Raw genomic sequence first — 19,133 nt, forward strand, 5'->3', positions numbered from 1 at the left:
GACGCGCGGCGCTGCAGGTGCCTGTTGACAACTTGGTAGCGAAATTGCGTCGCGAGGCAATCCGTATCGATTTCACTTTAAGTTTCAGTATTTAACGTGCCTACTCCGCGGCCTTGGTGCTCTTCCTGGCTGCCTTTTCCGTCTCGTAGCGCTCGCGCAGTATCGGCGCTCTGCCGGGCTTCACCTCCTGGCGCGCACGGCCGAAAGCGACCGCGTCCGCCGGGACGTCTGCCGTGATCACGCTGCCGGATGCGACGAGCGCCCCGTCGCCGATCGAAACCGGAGCGACGAGCGCCGAATTGGAGCCGACGAAGGCATTCGCGCCGATGCGGGTGACGTGCTTGTTCACGCCGTCATAGTTGCAGGTGATGGTTCCGGCGCCAATGTTCGAGCCGGCGCCGACAAAGGCGTCGCCGATATAGGTGAGGTGGTTGACTTTGGCGCCGGCGCCGATCTCAGCCTTTTTTACCTCGCAGAAATTGCCGACCTTGGAATTGGGTCCGAGGTCGGCACCCGGACGCAGTCGCGCGAAAGGCCCGACCGTTGCGCCGGTGTGGACGTGAGCGCCCTCCAGATGGGAGAAGGCGTGGATTACGGCGCCGCTTTCCACCTGCACGCCCGGCCCGAAGACGACGTTCGGCTCCAGCAGAACGTCCTGGGCGAGTACGGTATCCCAGCAGAGAAACACGGTCTCGGGTGCGATCATCGACACGCCTGCGAGCATCAGCTCTTGCCGGCGGCGCTGCTGCCAGAGGCGCTCGATATAGGCAAGCTCGGCGCGGGTGTTGCAGCCGGTAAGCTCCGCCTCGGGCGCTTCGACGGCAATCGCCCGGCCGCCGAGAGAGCGAACGATCTCGACGAGATCGGTCAGGTAGTATTCGCCTTTCGCATTGGCGTTGCCGATGCGGTCCAGCAGATCGAGAGCCTTGCGGCCATCGATCGCCATCAGGCCGCCATTGCAATAGGTGATGCGCCGCTCCTCGTCCGATGCGTCCCGGTGTTCACGGATGGCGACCAGCGATCCATCCTTCTCGATGAGACGCCCGTACCCGGTAGGATCCGCAGCCCGGAAACCTATCACCACCACGTCATTGCCGGCGGCAAGGCCGTCACGCGCCGCCTTGAGGGGCGCGGCGGTGATAAGGGGCGTGTCTCCGAAAACGACGAGAACGTCGTCATAGCCTCTCGCTACAGCCTCGCGCGCAGCGAGCACGGCGTGCGCGGTACCCAGCCGCTCCTTTTGAAGAAAGGAGGTGACGGCGACTTCCGCTGTCGTGGCGGCAGCCGATACGGCTTCGGCATCGCGCCCGACGACCAGCGCCACATCCGAAATCGATGCACTCGCCAGGGCGTCGACGACATGGGCGATCATCGGTCGCCCGGCGACCGGATGCAGCACCTTCGACATGGCCGATTTCATACGTGTGCTCTCGCCAGCTGCCAGGATGATCGCCAGGCAAGTCCGTTCCATACTCTGATCTCCTTGGTATTCTCTCGGGACAGTCTCCGACGCGGCGTTCCGCGCCTCCGCCCGCGCGCATTTTGCGCGTTCCTAACAGCAACATATTGCGAGAACCATAATCCGCACAATCACGTCGCGTTAATGCGGTTCAAACCGGATGATGTTTTCGCTTCGGCATCAGCCCGGCGGCCGCAGGCGGCTTTCCGTGAGAAGTCCGCTCTCTTCGAGAATGGGATAGGCGACGGAGGCGATGTGCGCGTTGATGCGCTTCAGATCGCGCAGGATATCGAGGTGCAGCGAACTGGTCTGCAGGCTTTCCAGAAGGCCGTCCCGCAACCGCTCCAGGTGGCGCTCTGCGGAGCGTTTTTCCATATGCCGCACATCGACCTTCACTTCGATGAGATGGCGCGCCAGATCGGCATTGCGCGTCACGAAAATTGTCTGGGCGATGCGCAGATTGTCGATAGTGAGATCGAAAAGACCCTTGAGCTCCCGATAGCCGTCCTCGGAAAATCGCAAGCCCCCCCTTACCTTTTTGGCGATCTGCTCGCACAGGCCCTTTTCGATGATGTCCCCCATGTGCTCCAGATTGATGGCATAGTCGATGATTACGATGGAACGACGCCCGTCCTCCTCGTTCAAGCCATCGCGGCCAAGGCGGGAAAGGAAGATCTTCACTTCCTGCTGCAGGAGATCGACCTGCCGTTCGATATTCTCGATGTCGCCCAGCTCATTGACGTCATTTTTGCTGAACGCCTCCGATGCCCGCATCAGCATGACCTCGATCAGGTCGCCGACCCTCAGGACCTCTCGCGTGGCGCCGGAAAGAGCCATGACCGGCGTATCCAGCGCCGCCTCGTCGAGATAGCGCGGCCCGGTCTCCCCCGCTTCGTCGTCGGGGACGAAGCGGTTCATCGTTCGGGCGAGCAGCCCGGCGAACGGCCAGGCGACCATTGCCAGCACCAGATTGAAAAGCAGGTGAACGTCAACAGGCAGGTTCTGCCGCGGCAGCGGCAGGCTCTGCAGAAAATCGGCGCTGGCGCCAACGGCCGGCAGCGCGATGAGACAGCCTATGCCGCGCACAACGAGGTTGCCAAGCGTGACCCGGCGGGCCGCGGGCGCCGAACCGAGCGTGGTGATGACAGGCGGGATCGCGCCGCCGAGATTGGCGCCGAGCACGAGAGCGACTGTCAATATGGGAGAAAGCACGCCGGCGGAGGAGAGCGACAGCACCAGCATGACGACGGCGAGACTGGACGATGATGCGAAGGCAAGACCGGCCGCAATGATCATCGCAACGGGCAGCGCGTTGTCGAGCATGCCGAGAAATGCTCCCAGGGCCTGGGACTGACGCATCGGCTCGGTCGCCGCGCCGAGCAGCTCGAGCGACAGAAGCATCAGACCGATGCCCACGAGCGCATAGCCGGCGCCTTGGCGCGCGCTCGACCGGCTCAGGCGATGCGTGGCCACGCCTGCCAGGATGAGCAACGGCGAAAGCCATCCGATGCCGAGTGCAACGATCCAGGCCGTCATTGCCGTACCGACATTGGCGCCCAGCAATACGATCTGCGCCATCTTCGAACGGATCAGCCCCTTCTCGACGAAAGAGGCCGTCATGAGTGCCGTGGCCGTCGAACTTTGCAGACCGAGCGTTGCGACGAGTCCCGTCGCAAAAGCCCGGAAAGGACCGTTTGTTCCGCGCGCAAGAGCCGCACGCAGCCGCGCTCCGAAGGCACGCGTCACCCCGTCCTTGACGAGCGACAAACCGAAGAGGAGCAGTGCCACCGCACCGAAGAGATTGACCATCACGATCGTGGACTGCATGGAGGTGATTTCCCGTAATAGCCGGCCGATCGAAAGTCCCGGTCGAGTACCGAAGAAGCGATTCCCACCAGTTTGCCACAGAGGGACGCGCTTCCAACGCCAAATTTGCAGCTCTTTTAAGTTGCCGGCTAACAAAATCCGACATTGCCTTCGCCGTTCGCGCCTTCTGCAGCCCTTGCGCTCGAATAACCTGGCGCGCCCTGAGGTCGACAAGGACATGCGGGACCCGCCGGCCGCAATTTGCGACGAACCGGCCTTCAATTCCTCTCCTGTTTGTTCTAAGGAACGAATTCATTCGGCGTCACGCCAGCGCATCGCAACGAGGTTTTCTGCCCCCATGCTCGACTCCCTGAGAAACGCCGCCCGGACCCGGGTCGTCAAAGGCCTGCTGGCCCTTCTCATCCTCTCATTCATGGTGTGGGGCGGCCAGACGTTGATGGTGCCCAGCACGCCAAACGCGGTGGTCACAGTTGGTGACGTCAAGGTGTCGGCGAGCGACTTTCGGCTGGCTTACGAACGGCAGGTCGCCCTGCTGTCAAGACAGCTCGGAACGCCATTGACGCGCCAGCAGGCACAGGCCTTCGGGGTCGAGAACCAGGTCTATGCCCAACTCGTGGCGGGCGCCGCACTCGACCAGCTTGCTACCGACATGAATCTGGGTCTTTCAGAAGACAGGCTTGCGCGGCTGATCGGCGAAGACCCGGCGTTCCACGGCGTCAATGGCCAGTTCGACCGGCTGACATTTTCGAGCGTCCTGCGTAATGCCGGGCTGACCGAGCAGGACTATATCAACAACCGCAGCCAGGTGGCGGTTCGGTCGCAGATCGTGGATGCGCTCACGGACGGTTACACGGCCCCCAATGTCCTCGTCGAGGCGATCGGCACGTACCGGCACGAGACGCGCTCGATCGACTATCTTCTGCTTTCCAACGCAAATATCGATGCGGTCAAAACGCCGGGCGACGACGTGCTCGCTCCATGGTTCGAAAGCCGCAAGGCGAACTATCGCGCTCCCGAATACCGCAAAGTTAGCTATATCAAGCTCGAACCGGAGGACCTGGCCGCACCCGACGCCGTGACGGACGAAGAGCTTCGCGCAGATTATGAAAAGCGTAAGGAGAGCTACCGTACGCCCGCAACGAGAACGGTCGAGCAACTCACCTTCCCCTCGCGCGAGGCGGCCGAAGCCGCAGCCGCAAAGCTTGCCGCCGGCACGTCCTTCGACGATCTGGTCAAGGCAGAGGGCAGGACGTCGGCAGATGTTCTCCTCGGCGATTTCACAAAGGAGCGCATGCCAGACGCAAAGATTGCCGATGCAGCCTTTGCGGTTGCTCAGGATGGCGGCACCACGCCCGTCGTCGAAGGCGCATTCGGTCCGGTCATCCTGCGCGTGACCAACATCCGACCCGAAGCTGTTCGCAGCTTCGAGGAAGTCGAGGAAGAACTGCGCAAGGAAATCGCCCTCGACGCCGCTCGGGAGCAGCTCGTCGGCCTTCATGACAAAATCGAAGACGAGCGCGCCGGCGGCGTGACCGTCAAGGAAATCGCCGAGCAGCTGAAACTCAAGCTCGTCACAGTCGACGCGGTCGACGCTTCCGGTAAGGATCAAAACGGCGACGAGGTGAAGGATCTTCCGGAACCGCGCGCCTTTCTCCAGGAAGTCTTCAAGGCCGATGTCGGGACGGATACGCTTTCGGTCAATATCGGGCGCGACGGCTCCGCATGGTTCGACGTCGAGGAAATCATTCCGGCTCGCGACCGGACGCTTGACGAGGTTCGCGACGAAGTAGCCGCCGACTGGACTGCGGAGCAACAACGCGCAGCCTTGGCCGCCAAGGCCAAGGAACTCAAGGAGCGTATCGAAAAAGGCGCCACGCTCGCCGATATCGCGGGCGAACTTGGCCTTGTCGTCGAGACCAAGGCCGGGCTGACCCGTGCGACCAGCGATGCGACCCTGAGCCCTGCAGCGGTGACCGCCGCCTTCGGCGGTCCGAACGGCCATGTCGCCAATGCACCGGGGGTCGGCGGCGACGGCCAGGTCCTCATGCAGGTTACGGCGGTCGAAGAGAAAGCTCCCGCCGACGCCCTCGACAATGACAGCAGCCAGATCGAAGCGGTTGCGCGCGCGAGCGGTGACGACATCCTGGATCAGATGGTCTCAACACTCCAAACTGCCTATGGCGTCTCGATAAACCAGACGCTTGCGGAAACGGCATTGGCGCAACGGTGACGACGGAGAAGCGAACTCATGAGTGATTTGAAGCCGTTCGTCGCCAAAGTCGCAGCGCGCGAGGCACTTAGCCGCGAAGATGCGCGCGCGGCCTTCGAGATCATCATGTCGGGAGCGGCCACGCCATCGCAGATCGGCGGTTTTCTGATGGCGCTCCGGGTGCGCGGCGAAACGGTCGACGAGATCGTGGGTGCCGTCGGCGCGATGCGTGCACGGATGTTGCCCGTAGAAGCGCCTGAAGGTGCGATCGACATCGTCGGCACCGGCGGCGACGGCGCCGGTACCTACAACATTTCGACGCTGGCCGCGCTGATCGTGGCGGGCGCCGGCGTGCCGGTCGCCAAGCATGGCAACCGTGCGCTCAGCTCGAAATCCGGAACGGCCGATGCGCTTTCCTGCCTCGGGGTCAATCTCGATATCGGGCCCGCGGCGATCTCACGCTGCATTGCCGAGGCGGGTCTCGGCTTCATGTTCGCGCAGCAGCACCATTCGGCCATGCGTCACGTCGGCCCGACGCGTGTGGAACTTGGAACGAGAACGATCTTCAATCTGCTCGGTCCCCTCGCCAACCCCGCCGGCGTCAGGCAGCAGCTTGTCGGCGTTTACGCGCCGCAATGGGTCGATCCGCTCGCGGAGGTGCTCCGCGACCTCGGTTCGGAAAGTGTCTGGGTCGTGCATGGCGAAGGACTGGATGAGATCACCACGACCGGCGTGACCAAAGTGGCGGCGCTCAAGGGCGGCACGATTACCAACTTCGAACTGACTCCGGCCGATTTTGGCCTCGAGCGGGTGTCGCTCGAGTCCCTGAAGGGCGGAGACGGAGCTCATAACGCCGCCGCGCTGCAGGCCGTTCTCGATGGTGCGGAGAATGCCTACCGGGACATTTCCCTTGCGAATGCCGCCGCTTCGTTGATGATAGCCGGACGCGCCAAAGACCTGGGCGAAGGCATGGCGCTGGCCCGGCAAGCGCTTTCGAGCGGCGCCGCCAAAGTCGCCCTGCAGCGGTTGATCACCGTCTCGAACGCGGCTTGAGGAGAAGACATGACGGATATCCTGCGCCGGATCGAGGTCTATAAGCGAGAGGAGATCGCTGCCGCGAAGGCGCGCGTTCCACTCGAAGAGCTGAAGGCGCGGCTCGCCGATCAATCGGCGCCGCGCGGTTTCCACGCGGCACTGGCGGAGCGACGGAACAAGGGCGGGTTCGGATTGATCGCCGAAATCAAGAAGGCGAGCCCGTCGAAGGGTTTGATCCGGCAGGATTTCGACCCTCCGGAATTGGCGAAGGCCTACGCCGCAGGCGGCGCTGCCTGCCTTTCCGTGCTTACCGACGCGCCGAGCTTCCAGGGTGCGCCGGAGTTCCTGACCCGGGCACGCGAGGCCTGCGCGCTGCCGGCGCTGCGCAAGGACTTCATGTTCGACACCTATCAGGTTTTCGAAGCGCGCGCCTGGGGCGCCGATTGCATTCTGCTGATCATGGCTTCGCTCACCGACGATGACGCGCGCCGGTTGGAGGATGCTGCCTTTGCACTCGGCATGGACGTCCTCGTCGAAGTGCATGATGCGGAAGAAATGGAACGGGCGCTTCGCTTGTCATCTCCGCTCGTCGGCATCAACAACCGCAATCTCCGGACGTTTGAGGTCGACCTCGCCGTCTCCGAAGGGCTTGCGGCAATGGTTTCCTCCGATCGCCTCCTGGTCGGCGAAAGCGGCGTTTTCACGCACGAAGACTGCCTGCGCCTCGAGAAGTGCGGGATTACGACCTTCCTGGTCGGCGAAAGCCTGATGAGGAAGGATGACGTGGAGGCGGCGACGCGTGCGCTGCTGACCGGCTCGGCAAGCATCCTGGCGGCAGAATGATGAACGGGTCGACCCTCACCCATATCGACAGCGCGGGCGAAGCCAGCATGGTCGATGTCGGCGACAAGGCAGAGACTGTCCGCGTCGCTGTCGCGGAAGGTTTCGTCAGAATGAAGCCGGAGACCCTGGCATTGATCCGCGAAGGCAACGCAAAGAAGGGCGACGTCATCGCGACCGCCCGCCTCGCGGGTATCATGGCCGCGAAGCAGACATCGAACCTCATTCCGCTCTGCCATCCGCTGATGCTGACGAAAGTGTCCGTCGATATCACGCCGGATGATGCGCTTCCCGGTTTGCGCGTCGAATCGATGGCCAAGCTGACCGGCCGGACGGGCGTCGAGATGGAGGCGTTGACTGCCGTCAGTGTCGCCTGCCTGACGATATACGACATGGCCAAGGCGGCGGACCGGGAAATGGAGATCGGCGGCGTGCGGCTGGTCAGCAAGTCTGGCGGACGCTCCGGCGATTATCACCGCGCGGGAGACATGCGCTGATGTCGCTTCTTTCGGTTGAGGAAGCGCTGCTGAGGATCCTGACCGCAGCCTTGCCGCTGAAGCGCACGGAACGCCTTGAGTTGCATGAATGCTTCGGACGGGTGCTCGCCGAGAACGTAGCGGCCAAGCTGACCCACCCCCCATTCGACAATTCCGCGATGGATGGCTACGCCGTCCGCCACGAGGATATCGCCGAAGTCGGAGCGGAGCTCTCCGTTATCGGCCAGTCCGCCGCAGGGCGCCGTTTTCGCGGCGACGTCAAAGGCGGCGAGGCGGTACGCATCTTTACGGGTGCGCCGGTTCCCGCGGGCGCGGATACCGTCATAATACAGGAGGACACCGAGAAGCTGCCGGACGGTCGCATCCGCACTCTGTTCGCCCCGGCCAAGGGACGCCACATCCGCCTGGCGGGGCAGGATTTCCTGGCTGGTGACGTCGCACTCTCTGCCGGTTGCGTGCTCGACGCAGGACGCTTGACGCTCGCGGCCGGAATGAACCATCGGGACCTCCCGGTGTTTGCGCGGCCGAAAATCGCGATCGTCGCCACCGGTGACGAATTGTTGCCGCCAGGGAGTTCCCTTGGCCCCGACCAGATCATCGCCTCGAACAGTTTCGGAATCGCCGCGGTGGCCCGCGACAATGGCGCCGAAGTTGTTGACATCGGCATCGTCGGCGATGATCGGGCGGCGATCGCCAGCGCCGTTACAAAGGCGCAGGCAGCGAATGTCGACGTGCTCGTCACCCTTGGAGGAGCCTCGGTCGGCGATCACGATCTCGTTCAATCGACGCTTCTCGGCTGCGGCATGACGCTTGACTTCTGGCGTATCGCCATGCGTCCGGGAAAGCCCTTGATGGTCGGCGATCTCGACGGCGTCCCCGTGCTCGGCCTTCCCGGAAACCCCGTCTCGAGCCTCGTTTGCGCGCTGCTCTTCCTCGAGCCTCTGACGCGCAGACTTGCGCATCTGCCGCCCCGTTCCCGACTGGTCGATGCACGGCTTGCCGCACCGCTGCCGGCCAATGACCGACGCCAGGATTATATACGTGCCCGCCTCACGCTCGAGACCGACGGTTCGCTCGTGGCGCATCCGTTCCCGCGCCAGGATTCGTCGATGGTCAGCGTGTTCGCCCAGTCCGACGGGCTGATCGTTCGGCCACCAGGTGCTTCCGAGGTCGCGATCGGAGAGGTATGCAGCGTTTTCAAGCTCAGGGATCCTGCCTGACCTGACGCAGCGGCGGTGGCGAATGAGACGGTAGGCGATCGGTGAGAAGCGGATTGAGCTGAGCTACGGCGCCGTTCAGGCGAAAGTCTGCTCCCGCGCCGCCCTCCGGAACAGCAGGGCCGATGCGAGCCAGAGCACTGCGAACAGGGCATTCACGCCAAGTATCTCCAGCGGCGGGCTCGACGGGTAACCCATTCCTGCGGCTACCGCGACCGCGGCGACCACCGCCTGGACGAGCGCCGTCGCGAGAAATGCATGTGCCATTCCGTTCGGCCGGAATCGTGCGATGAAGGCGCCGATGATGCCGACGCCCAACACTCCGCCATAGAGAAGGTTGGCGGGGTCATCCTCGGCCCCGATGAGGCCGACGGCGAGATTTGTCCAGATCAGCGCTACTGCTGCCGCAACTGCGATGCCGACGGCGGCGCGGTATGCGCCACTGGCTGAAATCCTTGTTGCCAACTCGCAGACGCCGCCTGCGACGATCAGCATGGCTCCAAAGATAGCGAAATCGGCCCCATCCCAGACCACTTCCGCAGTGACCTGCATGGCAAGCAAGGGCAGCAGCATAAGCGCTGCGGCCGCGCTCCACACCACTTGTCTCCAGCGTCTCCCACGACCGCTACGGTTCTCCGCCTTCACTGCCATCTGCCTCGCCTGCGCGCATTTCAAGTCAGCGCCCTTCCGGGAAAACTGTGCGCCGGTGTTCCGTCCGGAAGTGCGTCGTTTCGTGATAATCGAACCCGCTGATATTCATCATCAGCGACGGTGTTCGCCGTCGCGTCACGAGACTGTTTCACCGAGCCGGCTGACGAGGATCTTGTCGATGCGGCGGCCGTCCATGTCGATCACCTCGAAGCGGTAGCCGCTGGCCTCGGCCGCATCGCCTTCCTCCGGCGTCTTGCGCAGCTGCTGCACCAGGAAGCCCGCTATGGTTTCGAAGTCGCCATCCGCATCGATCCCTTCGATGCCGATTTGGAGGTGGATCTCATCGATCGGGGTGCGTCCGTCCACAAGGTAGCTGCCGTCTTCGCGCAGGCGAATGAGAGCGTGTTCTGAATTATCGTAATTCGAAGGGATGACGCCGACGATTGCCTCCAGGATGTCGGCGGTGGTGATGATCCCCTCCGTACTCCCGTACTCGTCGACGATCATCGCCATATTGATACTGGACGACTTGAAGGATTCGAGAGCCTTCAGACAGGAGGCCGTTTCCGGCAGGGTAAGAATTTCGCGGACATAATCGCGGATGTTGAACGGCGCGCCCGGTGCGACATTCAGTATCTCCTTTGCAAGGATCGCGCCAACGACATCGCCCGATGGGCCGTCGATCACCGGATAGCGCGAGTGGCCGAATTGCCGGATCTTCTGCCCGATCGTCTCCAGGCTGTCATGAATGTCGATGAACCCGACCTCGGTGCGGTGCGTCATGATCGATTTGACGTTGCGATCGCCGAGCCGGATGATTCGCCGTAGCATCTCGTGCTCGCTCTTCTCGATGGCGCCGCTTTCGACCCCTTCCGCGATGATCGCCTGCACCTCCTCTTCTGTGACATGGTCGACGTCCTCCGGCCGCATGCCCATGAGCCGCATCGCAAGAGAGGCTGCCGTTTCGAAAAGGTAGACGATGGGCGCTGCTATACGGGAAAGCAGCGCCATCGGACCGGCAACGAACATGGCCAGCCCTTCCGGACTTCTAAGCGCCAACTGCTTCGGGATGAGTTCGCCGAGGACCACCGACAGAAATGTGATCAGGGTGACGACAAGCGCGACCGCGACCGTGTCGCCGTAAGGGCTGATCCAGCCGATGTCGTTCAGGAACGGCGCTATCTTGGCAGCGATCGTCGCGCCGCCATAGGCACCCGCCAGAATACCGACGAGGGTGATGCCGACTTGTACCGTCGATAGAAAATTGCCAGGATCTTCGGCGAGTTTGAGCGCGGCCTCCGCGCGCCGGTTTCCCTGCTTCACCATCTGGCGCAGCAGCGGCTTGCTTGCCGAGACGATTGCCATTTCCGACAACGCGAAGAAGGCGTTGATCAAAAGCAGAACGAAAATGACAAAAAGCTCGAACATGGTCCCCGCTTCACCGTTGTGGAAAAGGGCCGCCGTGAAGACTGCTCCTCTCCAGATAGGCTAGGCCACAAGTCCGGGCAAGGCTGCCGGCAGGAATTCACGGCCGGCCTGGACGCCAGCTGGCCGATGTCTTACCGACGTGCTTGACCGGGCTCGGTCAGGCTTTCGCCGTGCTGCCGCCGAGCGCCTGGCGGATGCGCGCACGCCCCACCTTGATCACGTGCTCCATCGCCAGACGGGCAGCCGCCTCGTCCCGTTTGCCGATCGCCTCGACGATGCGGATATGGTTGCGCGCAACCTCATCGATACCGCCTTTTTCCGCTGTCGGCGAACTCAGCTTGAAGACGCCCACAAGGGCTGCCTCGATCAAGCCGCCGACCGTCCGCAGGAAGGGATTACCAGACGCTTCGATGACGGAGAGGTGGAACTTGAGGTCCGCTATGGCGAGACTCTCGGGCGTGTGACTCGCCTCCCCCATGGCGACGGCGAGCCGCATCATCCCCGCGATTTCCGAGTCAGATGCGTTTCTTGCCGCCAATGCCGCAGCATGCGTTTCGAAGGCCAGCCTCACCTCGCTCAGATGGTAGAGAAAGTCTTCGTCGACGCCGCAGGCGAAATGCCAGGTGAGAATGTCGCTGTCGAAGAGGTTCCATTCCTTGCGTGGCGTGATGCGCGTACCGATTCGGGCACGCGGTACGATCATGCCCTTTGCGGCAAGCGTCTTCATCGCTTCGCGCAGTACGGTCCGCGATACCCGGAATCGGAGCGCCAATTCTGGATCTCCGGGGAGAATACTGCCGACGGGGAATTCTCCCGAAACGATCGCCCTGCCGAGCTGATCCACGACCTGTGCATGGCTCGTGCGCTTCGGCGCGCCGGCTATCACCGTCTCAAGCACGCTCTTCAACCAATCCTCCCCAGGGAAACTCATCATTGCCACCAGCGCAATTCCTGCCGGTAACGATCAACACTAGATCGAATAGACGATTCCTGAAAGCCTGGAGAGAGACAGGTAAGCCGCATCGGTCCATGGGAAACCCCGCGCACGAGACGCGGGGTTTCAATTTCCGTGTTTCGGCCCTTCGATTATTGCGGCAGCTTGTCGTCAACGCCTTCGACGTAGAAGTTCATTCCGAGCAGCGTCGCGTCGTCGGCCGTTTCGCCCTCTTTCAGCCACGGGCTGCCGTCCTGCTTGTTGAGCGGACCGGTAAACGGCTTCAGTTCGCCGGATTTGATTTTCGCCTCCGTTGCTTCTGCCATGGCTTTCACGTCATCGGGCATGTTGGTGTAAGGCGCCATGGTCAGGATGCCGTCCTTCAGACCGTCCCAGCTCGAAGACGTGGACCAGGTTCCATCGAGGAAAGCCCTGGTGCGCTTCACATAATAGGCGCCCCAGGTATCGACGATCGCGGTCAATTGCGTCTGCGGGCCGGCGGCAATCATGTCGGACGCCTGACCGAAGGCCTTGATGCCGCGCTCTGCCGCGACCTGCATCGGCGCGGTCGTGTCGGTATGCTGGGTGAGGATGTCGACGCCCTGGTCTACGAGCGCCTTGGCGGCGTCCGCTTCCTTACCCGGATCGAACCAGGTGTTCGCCCATACGACCTTGATCTTGAAATCCGGGTTGACCGCGCGGGCACCGATGACGAAGGCGTTGATGCCCATCACCACCTCGGGAATCGGGAAGGAGGCGATATAGCCGGCGACACCCTTCTCGGACATCTTCGCTGCGATCTGACCCTGGATGTAGCGGCCCTCGTAGAAACGGCTGTTATAGGTGGCGACGTTGGGTGCTGTCTTGTAGCCGGTCGCGTGCTCGAACTTCACGTCCGGGAACTTCTGGGCGACTTTGATCGTCGCATCCATGAAGCCGAAGGACGTGGTGAAGATCAGACCACATCCGGAACGGGCCAGGCGCTCGATCGCCCGTTCGGCGTCCGGACCTTCCGGCACGTTTTCCAGGAACTGCGTTTCGATCTTGTCGCCGAGCTCCTTTTCGAGCTCCTGGCGGCCGATGTCATGGGCCTGGGTCCAGCCGCCATCCGTCTTCGAGCCGACATAGATGAAGCAGATCTTTGCCTTTTCCTGAGCGCCTGCAGTCGGCGCGATACCGAGCACGGCCACGGTGGCTGCTAGGGCGACGAGTAGTTTTTTCATTTTGACCTCTGTCGGTTTGAGAAATTTCCGTCTGGCTGTTGTACTTCACCGGTCCGGCACGAACGGTTTGCCGAGCGATGCCGGCGTATTGATCAGGGTCATGCGCCGGTTATGCGATATGAGAATGAGTACGACAATCGTCGCGATATAGGGAAGCGCAGTCAGGAACTGCGAGGGGATGCCGATTCCGAAAGCCTGGGCGTGAAGCTGGCTGATGGAGACCGCTCCGAAGAGATATCCCCCGGCAACCACGCGCCACGGCCGCCAGGAGGCGAAAACCACCAGGGCCAGCGCGATCCAGCCGCGGCCGGCAGACATGTTCTCCACCCATTGGGGCGTGTAAACGAGCGACAACTGTGCGCCGGCAAGACCGGCGCAGGCGCCGCCGAAAAGAACGGCCAGGTAGCGGATCCGAATGACGTTCACACCGAGAGCATGGGCCGAGGAATGGCTGTCGCCCACGGCCCGCAGCGTCAAACCCGCACGACTCCTGAACAGGAACAGGTGGACGCCCACCACGATCGCGATCGACGCATAGAATATGGCATCTTGCCGAAACAAAAGCGGACCGACGACCGGTATCTGAGACAGGAGCGGAATCGCGATCGGCTGCAGCTTGATGCCCTGCACTCCAAGAAAACTCTCGCCGAGCATCCCGGAAACGCCCAGACCGAGGAGAGTCAGCGCCAGGCCGGTCGCTACCTGGTTGGCAACAAGCGTTAGAGTCAGGAAGCCGAACAGCAGCGAAAACACAGCGCCGGCGGCTATGCCGGCAACAATTCCGACATAAGGCGAACCGCTGAGCTGGGTGGCAGCGAAAGCGCAGACCGCTCCCATGATCATCATGCCTTCAACGCCGAGATTGAGCACACCGGACCGCTCGGCGACGAGTTCGCCGACCGCAGCGAGGACGAGCGGCGTCGCCGCCGTGATGACGCTGAAAAGGATGGCTTCGACAATGCCCATCAGTGCGCCCCTTCCGTCGTCACTCCGGCGAAACGATCCCACACCAATCGGATTCGATAGTGAATGAGCGCGTCGCAAGATAGCACGAAAAACAGCAGCAACCCCTGAAAGACGCGCGTCACCTTGTCGGACACTCCGATCGAAAGCTGCGCGGCCTCGCCGCCAAGATAGGTCAGCGCCAGGACGAGACCGGCGGCGACGATCCCGAGCGGATTGAGCCGGCCGAGGAAAGCGACGATGATGGCGGTAAAGCCGTAACCGGGTGAGATCACCGGACGCAGTTGTTGGATGGCGCCGCTGACTTCCGAGATGCCGGCCAGTCCCGCCAGCGCCCCGGAAAACAGCATCGAGAACCAGATCATCCTGCGCGAGGAAAAGCCGGCAAAGCGCCCTGCCCGCTCGGATTGCCCGAGAACGGTGATTTCAAAACCTTTCAACGTATAGCGCATCATGAACCACACCAGCACTGCTGCGATGATCGCAAAGGCGAAACCCCAGTGCGTGCGCCCTGAGGCGAGCAGTTCGGGAAGGATCGCATCGGCGCCGAACGTTCGCGTTTCCGGAAAGTTCATGCCTTGCGGATTGCGCCAGGGACCACGAACGAGCCAGTCGAGAAAGAGCTGGGCCACATAAACCAGCATCAGGCTCGTCAATATCTCATTCGTATTCATATGCGCCTTCAGGAAGGCCGGTATCGCCGCGAAAAGCGCGCCGCCAAGCATGCCGAGAAGCATCATCAGCGGCAGCATCAGCGGCGACTGCCATTCGTAGAAGAGTACCGGCAGGGCCGAGCCGGCGATTGCACCCATGACGAACTGCCCCTCTGCGCCGATGTTCCAGTTGTTGGAACGGAAGCAGACGGAGAGTCCGACGCCGATCAGGATCAGCGGCGCCGCCTTGATCGCAAGCTCGTGGAGCGACCAGACCTCGATTAGAGGCTCTACAAAAAAGCTGTAAAGCGCAGTCACGGGATTCTTGCCGAGCAGGGCGAACATCACGCCGCCGAAGGCGATGGTCAGCGCAAGGGCGATGAACGGCGAAAGGACGGAAAACAGCGTCGAGGCCTTCGCGCGCTTTTCGAGTTCAATGCGCATGCGCTGCTCCCGTATCTGCCGCACTGCTTTCCGATTGGCCGTGCATTCCACCCATCAGAAGGCCGATCTTTTCACGCGAAAGTTCGCGGGCCGGATAGGGATCGGAGAGACGCCCGTCGCTGATCACTGCGATCTCCGTCGCCACTTCGAATATTTCATCGAGATCCTGGCTGATCACCAGCACGGCCGATCCCGCCTTTGCGAGATCGACGAGGGCTTGGCGTATACGGCTCGCCGCTCCGGCGTCCACACCCCAGGTCGGCTGGTTGACGACGAGCACGGCCGGCTGCCGGTCGAGTTCCCGTCCGACGATGAATTTCTGCAGGTTGCCGCCCGAAAGCGAACCGGCCGGCGGGTCCTCGCCGCTCTTGCGCACGTCCATCGCCTCGGCGATCCGCTTCGTTGCCGCCTTGACCGCGCCGTGACGGATGATCTTCAAGGCGCCGCCACCGAGGAAGGCCCGCCGGTCGGACTGACTGCGCGCGAGCACCAGGTTGTCCGAAAGCGACAGCCCCGATACCGCGGCATGCCCATGGCGCTCCTCCGGCACGAAACCGGCGCCCATCAGGCGCCGCGCATTGATGTTCCTGGTCCCGACGGGCCGCTGGCGGATCTGGATAGCGTTGTCGTCGGCCACAGGATATTCGCCCGAAAGCGCGTCGAAGAGTTCGCCCTGCCCGTTGCCGGCTACTCCGGCGACCGCGAGAACCTCGCCCGCCCTGACCTTCAGACAGATGTCCTTCAACGAGACGGCAAAGGGCGTGCGCCCCGCGACCGAAAGATGCCGCGCCTCCAATTGCACTTCGCCTCTGGTGCTCGTTCCCTCCGGCGTCACGACCGCGACGTCGCTGCCGACCATCATTCGTGCGAGAGAGGCGGGCGTTTCCGCGCGCGGATCGCAGGCGCCGGTCACCTTGCCGTGTCTCAGAACGGTCGCGCGGTCGCAGATGCGCTGCACCTCTTCAAGACGGTGGCTGATGTAAAGGACGGAACGCCCCTCCGATCTCAGTTTCTGCAGCGTCTCGAAAAGGCGGTCCGCTTCCTGGGGCGTCAATACCGAAGTCGGCTCGTCGAGAATGATGAGCTGCGGATTCTGCAGGAGGGCCCGGACGATTTCGATCCGCTGCCGTTCACCCACGGAGAGATCGGCCACATGCGCCTTCGGATCGAGAGGCAGTCCGTAGATGCGCGACAGCCGTGACGCCTCTTCGGCGACGCGGGCGAGCGAAACGGTCCTGTCCATGGAAAGGGCGATGTTCTCGGCGACGGTCAGCGCCTCGAACAGGGAAAAATGCTGGAAGACCATGCCGATGCCGAGCCGGCGGGCGTCACTCGGGCTGGCGATGCGAACATTCGCCTCCTGCCACATGATCTCGCCCGCCGTCGGCGCCAGTACGCCGAACAACATCTTCACCAGCGTCGATTTTCCCGCGCCGTTCTCGCCGAGCAGCGCGTGGATCTCTCCGGGTTCTATCTGCAGGTTGATCGCATCGCAGGCCGCGAACGAGCCGAACAATTTCGTAAGGTTGCTAACGGCCAGCAACGGGCCGCTCGCGGTTTGTCCCTTTACAGGCACGCTGCCCTCTTTCCCCTCTTTGATCCCCGGCCGCCTTGCCGCATGTTTCCTTCAGTCGTATCCGACCGAGGGACAATGTCATGCACCAGCTTGAAGAGTTACAGCGACCTTCGTGCGTCAGAGAAGACGTAGGCGCTGTAAGGCTTCGGTCAGGGAATCAGCAATGTCGTTCCACTTGTTTTTCTTGTTTCGAGATCCGTATGCGCCCGGCCGGCTTCGGCGAGCGGATAGGTCTGATTGATATTGATACGCACTTTGTTGCTTTGCACAACATCAAACAGGGAATTTGCACATGCCTCCAGAGCCGGTCGGGTCGCGACATAACTGAAGAGCGTCGGGCGCGTCGCAAAGAGCGCACCCTTCTGCGCCAGGATACCGATGTTGAACGCATCTACCGGCCCGGAGGAGTTGCCGAAGCTGACCCAGAGGCCGCGCGGCTTCAGGCAGTCGAGCGAGGCCGGGTAGGTATCGCGACCGACGGAGTCATAGACGACGTCGACGCCGTGCCCCCCGGTCAACTCCTTCACGCGGGTGACGAAATTGTCCGTGCGGTAGTTGATGACGTGATCGTAGCCATGGGCAAGCGCAAGATCGATCTTCTCCTGGGATCCGGCTGTTCCGATCACCGTCGCGCCGAGCGCCTTGGCCCATTGCCCCGCAATGAGGCCGACACCGCCGGCGGCGGCGTGAAAAAGCAACGTCGTCTCCGGACCGACCTTGAAGGTCTGGTTGAGTAGGTATTGCGCGGTCATGCCCTTGAGCATCATCGCAGCCGCCGTCTCCAGGCTGATTCCATCCGGAACCTTCAGAAGTTGCGAAGCATCTATGTTACGCTCGCTCGCATAGGCGCCGTCAGCCGACGCATAGGCGACGCGGTCGCCGACCGAAAACATGCTGACCCCGTCCCCCACGGCGGTCACTATGCCGGCGCCTTCCTTGCCCGGGACGAAGGGAAGCCCGGTCGCCGACTTGTAAAGGCCGGTGCGAAAATAGACATCGATGAAGTTGAGGCCGATCGCCACCTGCCGGATCTGCACTTCGCCGGGCCCGGGCGCCGCAAGCGTCACACCCTCGATCTTCAGAACTTCCGGTGCGCCAAGTTCGCGAACGACGATCGCCTGTGCCATGATCAACTCCTATGGATTCCGATGATTTCGCGCCGAGCCACCCGATTGCGTTCAGGCACGCCCGAGATTCGGGAAGATCTGCAGTATGAAACCGATAACGTACAGGTAAAGCCCGGTTGCGACGACGCCTGCGACCACCCACGGCGGCGTCTCGAAATGCAGAAGCAACGCGTACATGCCGAGCACCGACCACGCGAAGAATATGCCGAGATTGAGCGGCCTCAGTCTCTTCACACGCACCGGATGCAGAAAATTGATGGGCAGGAACGTCAATACGACCGAGAGGAAAACAACAATCGAAGCAGTGACTTCACTCGCCTGGATTACAAAAAGGGTGAAGACGATCATGTTCCAGACGACGGGAAATCCGGAAAAGAAATACTCGTCCGTCTTCATTCCCATGTCCGCGTAGTAGATAGCGCTCGAGACGACGATGGCGCCGGCTGCCACGAAGGACCAGGGCTCGCCGATCATGCCGCTCTGGTAAAGCGCGAAGGCCGGCAGCAGCACGTAGGTCACGTAGTCGATGACGTTGTCGAGCGTATCGCCGGACCAGTTGGGCAACACCTCCTTGACCTGGACCTTGCGGGCGATCGGACCGTCAATGCCGTCGACGAGCAAGGCGAGACCGAGCCACCAGAACATATCGACGAAACGGTGCTCGGCCGCTGCCACCACACCGAGGAAGGCCAGGAACGAACCGGACGCCGTCAGGATGTGTACGGAGAAGGCGCGGATTTCGGCGTAAGGAACGCGTCTGTAATTGAAAAACTTCATCTGCGAAGCCGCCCCTGTCCCTTGTCCCGTCGCTCTGCGCCGCCAGCCAGCCGTATTTCGGCACCTGCGCCGCCTTGGCCGTAATATGCACCGATTGCCGAGCATCGCCAGCAAAAACCAACCCTGCACAGCCTTTGAGCAGCATTGTCCTGTGGACATGCGACCAGCAACCCTGCGCTGATTCCGACCATTTATTTCAATGGCCTAAGCGGCTAGAACGAGGATCGGGATATGGTACACGGCGGCAGCGTGGTAGATTTGACGGTCGCATTT

The 19,133-nt window shown here is 62.2% G+C and carries 16 protein-coding genes; 5 read left to right on the top strand and 11 right to left on the bottom strand.

What is annotated here, in order from left to right; all coding sequences use genetic code 11:
- Positions 1 to 100 precede the first annotated feature (100 nt).
- Positions 101 to 1,471, bottom strand: coding sequence for a bifunctional UDP-N-acetylglucosamine diphosphorylase/glucosamine-1-phosphate N-acetyltransferase GlmU (gene glmU, locus SINAR_RS0118475; RefSeq protein WP_028000449.1), 1,371 nt, complete (start codon positions 1,469 to 1,471; stop codon positions 101 to 103).
- Between the two features lie 168 nt (positions 1,472 to 1,639).
- Positions 1,640 to 3,286, bottom strand: coding sequence for a Na/Pi cotransporter family protein (locus SINAR_RS0118480; RefSeq protein ID WP_028000450.1), 1,647 nt, complete (start codon positions 3,284 to 3,286; stop codon positions 1,640 to 1,642).
- Between the two features lie 337 nt (positions 3,287 to 3,623).
- Here SINAR_RS0118480 and SINAR_RS0118485 point away from each other — a divergent pair, with 337 nt between their 5' ends.
- Genes SINAR_RS0118485 through SINAR_RS0118505 form a run of 5 tightly spaced genes read left to right on the top strand, consistent with a single transcriptional unit; the run spans position 3,624 to position 9,087 of the window.
- Entirely contained in the window at positions 3,624 to 5,516 is a 1,893-nt protein-coding gene (locus SINAR_RS0118485) for a peptidylprolyl isomerase (RefSeq protein ID WP_028000451.1), read from the top strand.
- Between the two features lie 18 nt (positions 5,517 to 5,534).
- On the top strand, positions 5,535 to 6,548 hold the full coding sequence (trpD, locus tag SINAR_RS0118490) for an anthranilate phosphoribosyltransferase (protein ID WP_028000452.1): 1,014 nt from the start codon (positions 5,535 to 5,537) through the stop codon (positions 6,546 to 6,548).
- Positions 6,549 to 6,557: 9 nt separating this feature from the next.
- Complete coding sequence (trpC, locus tag SINAR_RS0118495; RefSeq protein ID WP_028000453.1) at positions 6,558 to 7,373, top strand: indole-3-glycerol phosphate synthase TrpC; 816 nt, start codon at positions 6,558 to 6,560, stop codon at positions 7,371 to 7,373.
- A complete protein-coding gene (moaC, locus tag SINAR_RS0118500) occupies positions 7,373 to 7,867 on the top strand; it encodes a cyclic pyranopterin monophosphate synthase MoaC (protein WP_028000454.1) in 495 nt (164 codons plus the stop codon). The genes trpC and moaC overlap by 1 nt, the downstream gene beginning before the upstream one ends.
- Positions 7,867 to 9,087 carry a molybdopterin molybdotransferase MoeA gene (locus tag SINAR_RS0118505; RefSeq protein ID WP_028000455.1) on the top strand — a complete coding sequence of 407 codons (1,221 nt, stop codon included), beginning with the start codon at positions 7,867 to 7,869 and terminating at the stop codon, positions 9,085 to 9,087. Before moaC ends, SINAR_RS0118505 begins: the two co-directional genes overlap by 1 nt.
- Before the next feature lie 75 nt (positions 9,088 to 9,162).
- Here SINAR_RS0118505 and SINAR_RS0118510 read toward each other — a convergent pair whose 3' ends face one another.
- From SINAR_RS0118510 to pcsA, 9 genes are all read right to left on the bottom strand, one after another.
- Complete coding sequence (locus SINAR_RS0118510; protein WP_028000456.1) at positions 9,163 to 9,735, bottom strand: hypothetical protein; 573 nt, start codon at positions 9,733 to 9,735, stop codon at positions 9,163 to 9,165.
- Between the two features lie 135 nt (positions 9,736 to 9,870).
- Positions 9,871 to 11,163, bottom strand: a complete 1,293-nt coding sequence (locus SINAR_RS0118515; RefSeq protein ID WP_028000457.1) for a hemolysin family protein — start codon at positions 11,161 to 11,163, stop codon at positions 9,871 to 9,873.
- A gap of 157 nt (positions 11,164 to 11,320) precedes the next feature.
- On the bottom strand, positions 11,321 to 12,070 hold the full coding sequence (locus SINAR_RS0118520; protein ID WP_028000458.1) for a FadR/GntR family transcriptional regulator: 750 nt from the start codon (positions 12,068 to 12,070) through the stop codon (positions 11,321 to 11,323).
- 179 nt (positions 12,071 to 12,249) lie between these two features.
- Entirely contained in the window at positions 12,250 to 13,320 is a 1,071-nt protein-coding gene (locus tag SINAR_RS0118525) for a BMP family ABC transporter substrate-binding protein (RefSeq protein ID WP_028000459.1), read from the bottom strand.
- 45 nt (positions 13,321 to 13,365) lie between these two features.
- Positions 13,366 to 14,286, bottom strand: a complete 921-nt coding sequence (locus tag SINAR_RS0118530; protein WP_028000460.1) for an ABC transporter permease — start codon at positions 14,284 to 14,286, stop codon at positions 13,366 to 13,368.
- Positions 14,286 to 15,380: an ABC transporter permease gene (locus SINAR_RS0118535; RefSeq protein WP_028000461.1), complete on the bottom strand. Its 1,095-nt coding sequence runs from the start codon at positions 15,378 to 15,380 to the stop codon at positions 14,286 to 14,288. The genes SINAR_RS0118530 and SINAR_RS0118535 overlap by 1 nt, the downstream gene beginning before the upstream one ends.
- On the bottom strand, positions 15,370 to 16,956 hold the full coding sequence (locus SINAR_RS0118540; RefSeq protein ID WP_028000462.1) for an ABC transporter ATP-binding protein: 1,587 nt from the start codon (positions 16,954 to 16,956) through the stop codon (positions 15,370 to 15,372). Before SINAR_RS0118540 ends, SINAR_RS0118535 begins: the two co-directional genes overlap by 11 nt.
- 149 nt (positions 16,957 to 17,105) lie before the next feature.
- The gene (locus SINAR_RS0118545; RefSeq protein WP_028000463.1) at positions 17,106 to 18,083 is read right to left on the bottom strand and encodes a quinone oxidoreductase family protein; all 978 of its coding nucleotides are present in this window, start codon (positions 18,081 to 18,083) and stop codon (positions 17,106 to 17,108) included.
- A gap of 51 nt (positions 18,084 to 18,134) precedes the next feature.
- Positions 18,135 to 18,860, bottom strand: a complete 726-nt coding sequence (gene pcsA / locus SINAR_RS0118550; RefSeq protein ID WP_028000464.1) for a phosphatidylcholine synthase — start codon at positions 18,858 to 18,860, stop codon at positions 18,135 to 18,137.
- Between the last annotated feature and the right edge of the window lie 273 nt (positions 18,861 to 19,133).

This window comes from Sinorhizobium arboris LMG 14919, assembly GCF_000427465.1.
Lineage (GTDB): Bacteria > Pseudomonadota > Alphaproteobacteria > Rhizobiales > Rhizobiaceae > Sinorhizobium > Sinorhizobium arboris.

What these genes read in the sequence shown, in the direction of transcription:
- glmU (WP_028000449.1), bottom strand. Translation starts at nt 1,471, where the DNA reads ATGGAACGGACTTGCCTGGCGATCATCCTGGCAGCTGGCGAGAGCACA.
- SINAR_RS0118480 (WP_028000450.1), bottom strand. Translation starts at nt 3,286, where the DNA reads ATGCAGTCCACGATCGTGATGGTCAATCTCTTCGGTGCGGTGGCACTG.
- SINAR_RS0118485 (WP_028000451.1), top strand. Translation starts at nt 3,624, where the DNA reads ATGCTCGACTCCCTGAGAAACGCCGCCCGGACCCGGGTCGTCAAAGGC.
- trpD (WP_028000452.1), top strand. Translation starts at nt 5,535, where the DNA reads ATGAGTGATTTGAAGCCGTTCGTCGCCAAAGTCGCAGCGCGCGAGGCA.
- trpC (WP_028000453.1), top strand. Translation starts at nt 6,558, where the DNA reads ATGACGGATATCCTGCGCCGGATCGAGGTCTATAAGCGAGAGGAGATC.
- moaC (WP_028000454.1), top strand. Translation starts at nt 7,373, where the DNA reads ATGAACGGGTCGACCCTCACCCATATCGACAGCGCGGGCGAAGCCAGC.
- SINAR_RS0118505 (WP_028000455.1), top strand. Translation starts at nt 7,867, where the DNA reads ATGTCGCTTCTTTCGGTTGAGGAAGCGCTGCTGAGGATCCTGACCGCA.
- SINAR_RS0118510 (WP_028000456.1), bottom strand. Translation starts at nt 9,735, where the DNA reads ATGGCAGTGAAGGCGGAGAACCGTAGCGGTCGTGGGAGACGCTGGAGA.
- SINAR_RS0118515 (WP_028000457.1), bottom strand. Translation starts at nt 11,163, where the DNA reads ATGTTCGAGCTTTTTGTCATTTTCGTTCTGCTTTTGATCAACGCCTTC.
- SINAR_RS0118525 (WP_028000459.1), bottom strand. Translation starts at nt 13,320, where the DNA reads ATGAAAAAACTACTCGTCGCCCTAGCAGCCACCGTGGCCGTGCTCGGT.
- SINAR_RS0118530 (WP_028000460.1), bottom strand. Translation starts at nt 14,286, where the DNA reads ATGGGCATTGTCGAAGCCATCCTTTTCAGCGTCATCACGGCGGCGACG.
- SINAR_RS0118535 (WP_028000461.1), bottom strand. Translation starts at nt 15,380, where the DNA reads ATGCGCATTGAACTCGAAAAGCGCGCGAAGGCCTCGACGCTGTTTTCC.
- SINAR_RS0118545 (WP_028000463.1), bottom strand. Translation starts at nt 18,083, where the DNA reads ATGGCACAGGCGATCGTCGTTCGCGAACTTGGCGCACCGGAAGTTCTG.
- pcsA (WP_028000464.1), bottom strand. Translation starts at nt 18,860, where the DNA reads ATGAAGTTTTTCAATTACAGACGCGTTCCTTACGCCGAAATCCGCGCC.